A 1,536-nucleotide genomic window follows, 5' to 3' on the forward strand; every position below is an offset into this window, starting at 1 on the left:
GATTTCGAGAACGCGATCGACGTCGAGGACGACCATGAGCTGGCCGTCGAGGCGGTGCACGCCGCCGGCGAGCTTGGCGAAGCGGGAATCCAGGTTGACGGGGTTTTCCTCGCGACCATTGTCGGGTAGCCGCAGCACCTCGCCGATCTGGTCGATCAACAGGCCGTAGGACTCGCCGCGCAAATCGACGCCGACCGCCATCGGCGGCTTGCCGTCGTCGTTCTTCGGCAAGCCCAAGCGGGCGCGCATGTCGACCACGGTGACGATGCGGCCGCGCAGATTGAGCACGCCGGCGATCTCGGCCGACGACAGCGGCACCCGCGTCAGCCGTTCCGGCATGAACACGTCCTGCACCCGCGAGATCGGCAGGCCGAACAATTGCCCGCCGATCACGGCGGTGACGTATTCGGCCACGGTGCCCTCGATGGTCTCGGTCTTGGTTGTCATGGTCTAACTTCCTTATGCCCCGGCCAAGCTTGCTTACGCCGCGCGCCTAGTCTCGGCGGTCTGTTCCTTCAGCGCCGCGATCAGCCCGGGACGGTCGAACTTGGCGACGTAATCGTGGAAGCCGGCCTGCCGCCCGCGCTCGATCGCCGCCGGCGACACCAGCGAGGACAAAGCGATGATCGGCAGCTGGCCCAGATTGTTGTCGGCGCGGATCGTCTCGGCGAATTCGAAGCCGTTCATGTCGGGCATCTCGATGTCGGTCAGCACCACGTCGAAGTTCTGGCCCGAGCGCAGTGCCGAAAGCCCCTCCTGCGCGTTGACGGCGACCCGCACCTTGTAGCCGGCGGCTTTCAAGACCGGCGCCAGCATGTTGCGGAAGAAGGCGGAGTCATCGACCAGCAGCACCGATTGCGCCATCGACGAGGCCCGCATCTCCTTGCGCGAGAACCAGTCGGCAAACGCCATCGGCAGGAAGTGGCCGACGTCGATCACCTCGGTGGCCTGGCCCTTGATCACGGCGGAGCCCAGAATGCCGTCCTGCTGACCGGCGACCTCGATGTGCAGCCGCTCCTCGACGATGTCGATGATCTCGTCGACCACGAGCCCCATCGAGCGGCCGTCGTCGGCGAACACCAGGATCGGCTGCGCGCCGGAGGTCTGCACGGTGACGCCGGCCATCTGCACCAAGGGCATCAGCTGCTCGCGGTACTGCACCATGTAGCGGCCGTTGCTCAGCTCGATCTTGTCGGTGGCGATCTCCTCCAGCCGGGTGACGAGGCCGAGCGGCACCGCCTTGGGCTGGCTTGAGCCGGCGCGGAACACCAGCAGCGAGGTGAGCTGCTCGCTGCCGAAGCCATGCGCGGCGGAGGCCTCGTCGGCCATCTCATGGGCCGAGGAGCCGGAGGCGCCGAGCGCCTTGGCAATGCCGTTGGGGTCGATGATCATGATCACGGCGCCATCGCCCAAAATGGTGTTGCCGGAGAACATGTCGATGTGCCGCAGCTTGGTCGACATCGGCTTGACCACGATTTCTTCGGTGTGGAACACGCCGTCGACCACGATGCCGAAGGTCTGGCTGCCGACCTGGGT

General features: G+C 66.0%; 2 protein-coding genes. Both read right to left on the minus strand.

Annotated elements, in window-relative coordinates; genetic code table 11:
* Positions 1-447: chemotaxis protein CheW (locus IVA95_RS34095; protein WP_247514507.1), on the minus strand; the 447-nt coding region annotated here is incomplete at its 3' end.
* A 33-nt stretch (positions 448-480) separates the two neighbouring features.
* Positions 481-1,536, minus strand: a 1,056-nt coding sequence (locus IVA95_RS34100; protein WP_247514508.1) for a response regulator, incomplete at its 5' end; no start/stop codon positions are given.

The sequence above is a fragment of the Bradyrhizobium sp. 157 genome (assembly GCF_023073815.1).
GTDB lineage: Bacteria > Pseudomonadota > Alphaproteobacteria > Rhizobiales > Xanthobacteraceae > Bradyrhizobium.